The following is an 8145-nucleotide window of genomic DNA, read 5'->3' on the forward strand; positions in this document are numbered from 1 at the left end:
AGCCTGTGCGCCACGCACGCATCCTGCCCGTATAGCGACCAGATCTCGTCGTACATATTGTAGGGGGAGTTTCTGCCGCTGGGGTGGCTTAGGATGCCGCTCGGCTTATCGAATGCCACAAACTCGTCGCACTCAAAAATCGGCTTCAGCCCACGCGGCTCGCATTTATAATCGATCATAAAAATTTCGCCCTGTACGACAGAGTTTTTGTGTAAATTCAGATCGTTTGCATCGACGATCCTGCGCTTGTCGCAGATGCGCTGCGCGCCTTTCATATCGTATCCAAGGCCGAGTAAAATTTCATAAATTTTACGCCCCTCAAATACGCCCAAACTTCGTTTTTCGTAGCCCATATTAAAATTTCAGCCCCGCTTTTATATAATCTTGGCATCATTATACAAAAATTCAAGCAAAGGTTGCAAAATGGTAGAGAGATATTCGCGCGAGCAGATGGCGCAAAAGTGGGATATGCAGGCAAAATACAGTGCGTGGCTGGAGGTCGAAAAGGCCGCAGTCAAGGCGTGGAATAAACTAGGTTTTATCAGCGATACGGACTGCGAGAAAATTTGCAAAAACGCTAAATTTGACGTTCGGCGCATCGACGAGATCGAAAAGACGACCAAGCACGACGTGATCGCATTTCTAACGAGCGTGAGCGAGAGCCTAGGCGAGGAGAGCCGCTTCGTACACTACGGCATGACTAGCTCAGATTGCATTGACACCGCCGTCGCGCTTCAGATCAAAAGCAGCATGGAGCTCATTATCGAGGACCTAAAAGGCCTGATGAGCGCGATCAAAACCAGAGCTCAGGAGCACAAAAATACGATGATGGTCGGCCGTAGCCACGGCATCCACGGCGAGCCGATCACCTTCGGGCTCGTGCTTGCGGTCTGGTACGACGAGGTCGCGCGCGCGCTAAAGCTGCTGCAGGACGCCAAAGAGGTCGCCGCCTACGGCAAACTAAGCGGTGCGATGGGAAATTTCGCTCACGCACCGCTCGAGTTTGAAGAGCTAACCTGCGAGCAGCTTGGTCTAAAACCCGCCCCAGCGTCAAATCAGGTCATCCAGCGCGACCGCTACGCCCACGTCATTAGCGCGATCGCCGTCCTAGCCGCCACCTGCGAAAAGATCGCCGTCGCCGTGCGACACTTCCAAAGGACGGAAGTTTACGAGGCAGAGGAATACTTTAGCCCCGGCCAAAAGGGCTCTAGCGCGATGCCGCACAAGCGCAATCCCGTGCTTAGCGAAAACATCACCGGCCTTTGCAGGATGCTGCGCTCATACGTGACGCCGGCGCTCGAAAACGTCGCGCTCTGGCACGAACGCGATATCAGCCACAGCTCGGTCGAGCGATTTATACTGCCAGACGCCTTTATCACGGCCGATTTTATGCTTGCGCGCATTACGAATTTGATCGCAAATTTGGTAGTTTATCCAGAAAATATGATGAAAAATCTAAATTTAACCGGCGGGCTCGTCTTTTCTCAGCGCGTACTTTTACAGCTTCCGCAGCGCGGGATCTCGCGCGAGGACGCGTACAAGATCGTCCAGCGCAACGCGATGAAGGTCTGGGCGGATCTGCAAGAGGGCAAAAAGGCGATAAACGAAAACGGCGAGAGCCTGTTTTTACAAAATTTGCTCGCCGACGAGGAGCTACGCGCAAGCCTGGGCGAAGCCGAGATAAAAGAGTGCTTTGATTATGCGTATTACGCCAGACACGTGGATGGGATTTTTAAAAGAGTTTTTGGCAAATAGCAAACGCGACGGATTTGCTTCTTAAATTGCAAGCAAATCCGCAAAAATGCAGCGAAGCAGGCTTTAGGATTTATACCTGCGATTAGCTCGCCATGGAAGCCGCTTCACGATTAAGGTCTTAGTTTTAGTAAAAACACGGCACTTCTATAGTTTGAATTCAGCGTTATCTTATCGCTACTTCCGCCGCGAAATTTTATAAAGGCAAAATTCCGCGTCTGCGGCTAAATTTGCAGCCGCAAAATTTTAGCGCTAAATTTTAAAACCCACGAGTGCAGAATTTTTGCCAAGCAAGCCGCTTATAAATTGGCACGAATACGTAGTGCGATTATCTCGCCGCATCTGCACAGAATTTCTACACTAAGCAATCACTAAAAATTTTGAGAATTTGAAATTTCTTGTATTGCCTCAGAAATTCTAAGCCGCAATTTTGCAAAGGATTGACGGAATTTTAGATGCAAATTTAAGGCGGCGATATCGGCAAATTTTCATTTTCCGCAAGCTCAAAACCTTTGCGGCTCTCGGCTAACAAACAAGCTCGCGCAAAAATTTTAAAAGCCCATCTAGTTTAAATTCTTTAAAATTCTAGGCGGCGCTAAAAAATATAAGCCTAAATTTGCGCGCAAATATCTTTAAAATTTCGCAATTCTTGACCACACTGACAATTAAAATTCGGTATCTAATCTTAGCGGCAGCTCGCAGCTTTGCCATAGCCGCTTCCAAATTTTGCCGCGGGTTTTAAACTAATTAACTATAAAATTTGGCTGAGCTAGGAATTGTTTGGAATTTTAAAAGCGGATAGGGCGGGAGGTTTGTTCGCCCTATCCTAGCGAGATTTATAACGAACTTAAAATTTAAAGTTATACCCTAGATAAATTCCATGGTTGGTCTCATATACCTTGTCTACGTCCTCTCCGAGCTTACTAGCCTTGTATCTCGTGTAGTCCGCCTTGTAGCCAAACTCGATCTCGTGGTGCGTATCAAAGTTATATAGCCCGCCCAGCTTCGCGCCGATGACCCAGCCCGGCACCGTCTTTGAAAGTGAATTGCTACTTCCGTCAAAGTCATCATACGAATAAGCTCTATATTTTAAAAATGAAACTCCCGTATAAGCGCCCGCTACGAGTTTAAAGTCGTTCGTAATCTCAGGCGTAAAATCCCCGCCTACAAGCAGGCTATGTTTACTCCACTCGTCTTTAAATGTAACGGTCTCGTCAGTGCCCGTTTTTGAAACTTTAAAATCATACAAGTACTCGCCGTAAGCTCTTGCGATACCAAAATCATAGCCGCCTTTAAAGCCGAGTGCAGGCTGAGCCTTACTATATTTATTCGTGCCGGAATCGTCCTCGTCAGACCATTTAGTAGTGAGGCTGGATTTAAAAGAATAATCTCCTTCGATACCTAAAAATATCCCTTCGCCGAAGCTTGCGCTCGCACATACCACAGCGGCAAACGCCGCGATTAAAATTTTGTTTTTCATATTTTCTCCTTGCAATTTAAAATTTTGAGCTTCCCGCCGCCGCTTTTGCTATTTCACCGCTTGCCGTCCTTAAGCATTCTGCCGCCGGGTTCGTTTACAAGCACATTTAAAATTTGTTGATTATAATATCCTTTTTTTGAAATTTCGATGAATTTCGCGATAAGAGTTGGAATTTTACCTCGCTAATTCGGGGCGAAATTCCTTGTCTCGTCCCGCGCACAGCCCGCAAAAATTTAAACGCCAAAGCACCCCGAAAAGTAATCTTTGATTAAATTTAAAACACTCGATTAATTTCACGTTTTTATCTGAAATTTAAAATTTACACATAAAGCTTGCGCCGTGTTACCGATGGTAACTGCGTATTTAAAATTTAAGATAATTTGATTTAAAATTTATAAAATTCCCGCCGCATTTTTTGTATTATAAGCCAAATCTAAAAAGGAGCATTTATGGAAGAAAATAAAATAGAGTTGCACAACTCGCGCCTCCACGGACCTTTGGATTCGGATGTGGACGAGTTGGGCTTAGATAGGCTTACGGATACCGCCCCCTTTCCTAAGCGCGGCGTCATCATTATGGCGATCGCTGCGGCGGTAGCTTTTGCGCTGTATGCCGCGCTGCCTTTCGAGCCGAACGTTAAGAAGGGCCTCGCACTACTTGCTTTCATCGCGATTATGTGGCTTACCGAAGCCGTACATATCACGGTCACCGCGCTTATGGTGCCGATACTAGCGGTTGCGATCGGACTTGGTAAATTTGCCAAGGACGGCACTTTCACCGCCACTACCATTAAAAGCGCGCTCGCAAATTTTGCAAATCCTACGATCTTTACATTTTTCGGCGGCTTTGCTCTGGCGACGGCTCTGCATATGCAAAAGCTCGATAAAAAGATCGCGATGTGGCTAATCGCTCGCTCGGGCGGTCGCTTGGGCGTAGCTGCGATTTTGATCTGCCTTGCTACCGCGATACTTTCGATGTGGGTTTCAAATACCGCGACTGCGGCGATGATGCTTCCGATCGCACTTGGAATTTGCGCCAACATGGATGAGAGTAAAGACCGCGGCACGCTCGTATTTTTGCTTTTAGGTATCGCGTATTCGGCGAGTATCGGCGGTCTCGGCACGCTCGTAGGCTCACCGCCGAATTTGATCGTGGCACAGGCGCTACACTATAGCTTTGCAGACTGGATGAAGGTAGGCTTGCCGCTAATGTTAGTGATGCTACCGATAATGCTTTTGGTGCTTTATGTAATTTTCAAGCCGAATTTAAGCCATAAAATCGAGATGGATCTGGAGCATATCCCTTGGACGCGCAAGCGCATAATTACGATCGTCGTATTTGCTCTAACGGCGATCGGCTGGATATTTTCGAAGCAAATTTCCGGTCTTGCGGGCTTCAAGGTAGACGACGCTTACGTCGCGATCTGCTCGGCAGTCGCAATCGTCGTGCTAGGGCTTGCCAAATGGCACGATATCGCAGAAAACACCGAGTGGGGCGTATTGCTACTTTTCGGCGGTGGACTTACTCTAAGTGCTGTTTTGGGCGATTCGGGAGCCTCTAAGGTACTGGGCGATCTAGTCGCGCACACTTTCGGCGGAGCACCTACCTACGTCATACTGCTTGTAACGGCGATTTTCATCATATGCCTAACGGAATTTACCAGCAATACTGCTTCCGCTGCGCTTTTAGTGCCCGTATTTGCGGGAGTGGCGGCTCAGATGGGGCTACCGAAAGAAACTCTTACGATTATCATCGGCGTAGGCGCGAGCTGCGCTTTCGTAATGCCGGTAGCGACGCCGCCGAATGCTTTGGTTTTCGGCACGGGACGTATCCGCCAGATAGAGATGGTGCGAAGCGGCGGAATTTTGGCCGTGGTTTCTGCAATTTTGGTTTCGGGCTACGCGTATATTTTTTACTCTTAAGCCTCTGCGGTTTTTATAGTCCGAGCAACAACTCGGACTATATATATTTATTTGCTATATTTTTGCAGCTCGTGATTCTCGCGGTTTTAGCGATAAATTTTAGATTTAATACTACTTTAATCAGTTATTTGTATAATAAACGCATTTTTTAAAGAGAGAATTTATGGATTTTGATTTTATAGCTAAATTTAGCCCTATGTTCGTAAAAGCGGGAATTTTAACGCTAAAGCTCGCATTTTACGGGATTTTACTATCCATCATCATCGGCTTTATCTGCACGCTAATAAAATATAAAAGAGTACCTCTGTTAAGCCCGCTTGTGAGCGCATATATCGAGCTATCTCGCAATACTCCGCTTTTAATTCAGCTATTTTTTCTATACTACGGCTTGCCGAAGCTAGGCATTCAAATTTCAGGCTTTACCTGCGCGATTGTAGGTCTTGCGTTTTTGGGCGGAAGCTATATGAGCGAGAGCTTTAGGCTCGGTTTTGAGGCGATAAAAAAATCCCAGATCGAAAGCGCGATGAGCCTAGGCCTTAGCGAGGCGCAGATAGTCTTTTACGTCGTGCTGCCGCGCGCTTTTGCAATCGCCCTACCCTCCATCAGCGCAAACATCATATTTCTACTCAAAGAAACCTCGATCGTTAGCATCGTCGCACTTGCCGATCTAGTCTATGCCGCAAAGGACGTGATCGGGCTGTATTACAAGACGAACGAAGCGCTGTTTATGCTAAGCGTATCGTATCTGATCATAATCCTGCCGCTTTCGCTCGCGCTTACGCTGCTTGAAAAGCGCCTTGCGTATATGAGGGGCTAGCGATGGAACTATTCGGCGGCGAAAATTTAATCAGGCTTCTGGGCGGACTTGGGGTCACGCTGCAAATCGCGCTCATCTCGATCGCGGTTTCGCTCGCTCTAGGCTTGGTGTTTGGAATTTTAATGGCCTCCGGGCGCAGAGCCTTATACATCCCGCTTAAAATTTGCCTAGAGATCGTGCGCATCATGCCGCCCATCGTTTGGCTATTTATCGTATATTTCGGCGCGAGCAAGGCATTTGGCATCCACATTTCAAATATCGCAGCTTCGATCATCGTCTTTAGCATCTGGGGCGTTTTTGAGATGATGGATCTGGTGCGCGGCGCCGTACTTAGCATCCCTAAGCATCAGTTCGAAAGCGCCGAAGCGCTCGCGTTTAGCAGATCTCAAATTTATCTCTACGTCATCCTGCCGCTTGCGATGAGGCGCCTAGTGCCCGCAACGATAAATTTATTCAGCAGGATGATAAAAACAACCTCGATTGCCGTGCTAATCGGCGTCATCGAGCTCGTCAAGGTCGGACAGCAGATCATCGAAGTAAATGTCTTCCGCAACAATTACGCGCCGCTAATCATCTACGGAGCGATATTTTTCGTATATTTTTTGATCTGCTATCCGATCTCGGTGCTTTCGAAAAAACTAGAAAATAGGTGGAGCTGATGGAAATTTTAAAAATCGATAAAGTCAATAAATTTTACGGCGAGCTGCACGCGCTAAAGGACGTCAGCCTTAGCGTCGCGCAGGGCGAGGTCGTGGTGGTCCTGGGTCCTAGCGGCTGCGGCAAAAGCACCCTACTTCGCACGATCAACGGGCTAGAGCCGGTACAAAGCGGAAATTTTATAATCGAGGGTGAGCGGATCGATCAAAATTTCACAGACTGGCGCAGGATCAGACAAAAGATCGGTATGGTCTTTCAAAGCTATGAGCTTTTCGATCATCTAAGCGTGCTGCATAACATAATCCTGGGCCCGATGAAGGTACAAAACGTCCCGAAAGAGGAAGCGATAGCTTTAGCTCGCGAATGGCTAAAGATCGTAGGTCTTGCGGATAAGGAGAACTCCTATCCCAAAGAACTTAGCGGCGGGCAGAAGCAACGTATCGCGATCGTGCGAAGCCTTGTGATGAAGCCAAAGATCATGCTTTTTGACGAGGTTACCGCGGCACTTGATCCCGAGATCGTGCGCGAGGTGCTAGACGTAATGCTAAATCTTGCCAAAGAGGGGCAGACGATGCTAATCGTAACGCACGAGATGGGCTTTGCGCGCGCCGTAGCCGATCGCATAGTTTTTATGGACGAGGGAAGTATCGTAGAGATTAGCGAACCGGAGGCGTTCTTCACCGCTCCGAAGAGCGAGCGAGCGAAGAAATTTCTAAATATGTTTGAATTTAAAAAATAAATTTTAATAAAGGAGAAAAGATGAAAAAAACGCTAAGCACGCTTTTTATCTTAGTTGCGTTATTTTTCGCAGGTTGCAACGACGAGGGCAAAGGCTCCTCAAATTCCGCGCAAGGTTCCGCCGCGCCGCAAAGCTATATAGACGGAGTTAAAAAGCGTGGTGTAGTAAGGATCGCCGTTTTCGGCGATAAGCCGCCGTTTGGCTACATTGACGAGACGGGCAAAAACGCGGGATATGACGTGTATTTTGCAAAACGCATCGCAAAGGAGCTTTTGGGCGATGAGAGCAAGGTACAGTTCGTGCTCGTAGAGGCCGCCAATCGCGCGGAATTTTTGGCGTCTGATAAGGTCGATATTACGCTTGCAAATTTCACCGTCACGCCGGAGCGCAAAGAGGTCGTGGATTTCGCGCTGCCGTATATGAAGGTAGCTCTAGGCGTCGCGAGCCCGAATGGCGATATCACCGACGTTTCGCAGCTTAAGGACAAAACGCTTTTAATCAACAAAGGCACGACCGCGGATCTGTATTTTACGAAAAACCATCCCGAGATTAAGCTTTTAAAATTTGACCAAAATACCGAGACTTTCGGTGCGATGCTGGACGGCAGAGGCGATGCGATCGCGCATGATAATACGCTTTTGTTCGCGTGGACGAAGTCAAATCCTGGCTTTAAGGTAGGCATCCGCTCGCTCGGCGATCAGGACGTCATAGCACCTGCGGTCAAAAAGGGCAACGACGAGCTTCGCAAATGGCTTGACGATCTAATCGTAAAGCTCGC

7 protein-coding genes and 1 pseudogene are annotated in these 8145 nt (G+C 47.8%); 6 read left to right on the plus strand and 2 right to left on the minus strand.

The window, feature by feature from the left end; all coding sequences use genetic code 11:
- Positions 1–353: pseudogene (locus Q0438_RS10740) on the minus strand (RNA pseudouridine synthase); the annotation flags it as partial.
- Between the two features lie 70 nt (positions 354–423).
- Here Q0438_RS10740 and purB point away from each other — a divergent pair.
- Entirely contained in the window at positions 424–1755 is a 1332-nt protein-coding gene (purB, locus tag Q0438_RS10745; RefSeq protein WP_299190779.1) for an adenylosuccinate lyase, read from the plus strand.
- An 844-nt stretch (positions 1756–2599) separates the two neighbouring features.
- Here the strand turns inward: purB and Q0438_RS10750 are convergent.
- The gene (locus Q0438_RS10750) at positions 2600–3232 is read right to left on the minus strand and encodes a hypothetical protein (protein ID WP_299190781.1); all 633 of its coding nucleotides are present in this window, start codon (positions 3230–3232) and stop codon (positions 2600–2602) included.
- A gap of 575 nt (positions 3233–3807) precedes the next feature.
- On the opposite strand from Q0438_RS10750, the gene Q0438_RS10755 reads away from it, so the two are divergent.
- The 5 genes from Q0438_RS10755 to Q0438_RS10775 all read left to right on the plus strand — a co-directional run.
- Entirely contained in the window at positions 3808–5154 is a 1347-nt protein-coding gene (locus tag Q0438_RS10755; RefSeq protein WP_299190789.1) for a DASS family sodium-coupled anion symporter, read from the plus strand.
- A 163-nt stretch (positions 5155–5317) separates the two neighbouring features.
- Positions 5318–5971 (plus strand): amino acid ABC transporter permease, encoded by a 654-nt coding sequence (locus Q0438_RS10760; protein WP_299190783.1) that lies wholly within the window; start codon positions 5318–5320, stop codon positions 5969–5971.
- A 2-nt stretch (positions 5972–5973) separates the two neighbouring features.
- Positions 5974–6630 (plus strand): amino acid ABC transporter permease, encoded by a 657-nt coding sequence (locus Q0438_RS10765; RefSeq protein ID WP_299190785.1) that lies wholly within the window; start codon positions 5974–5976, stop codon positions 6628–6630.
- Positions 6630–7367: an amino acid ABC transporter ATP-binding protein gene (locus tag Q0438_RS10770; RefSeq protein ID WP_299190787.1), complete on the plus strand. Its 738-nt coding sequence runs from the start codon at positions 6630–6632 to the stop codon at positions 7365–7367. Before Q0438_RS10765 ends, Q0438_RS10770 begins: the two co-directional genes overlap by 1 nt.
- A gap of 20 nt (positions 7368–7387) precedes the next feature.
- On the plus strand, positions 7388–8145 hold a 758-nt coding region (locus Q0438_RS10775; protein WP_297964846.1), incomplete at its 3' end, for a cysteine ABC transporter substrate-binding protein.

This window comes from uncultured Campylobacter sp. (assembly GCF_938030785.1).
In the GTDB taxonomy this organism is placed as follows: domain Bacteria; phylum Campylobacterota; class Campylobacteria; order Campylobacterales; family Campylobacteraceae; genus Campylobacter_B.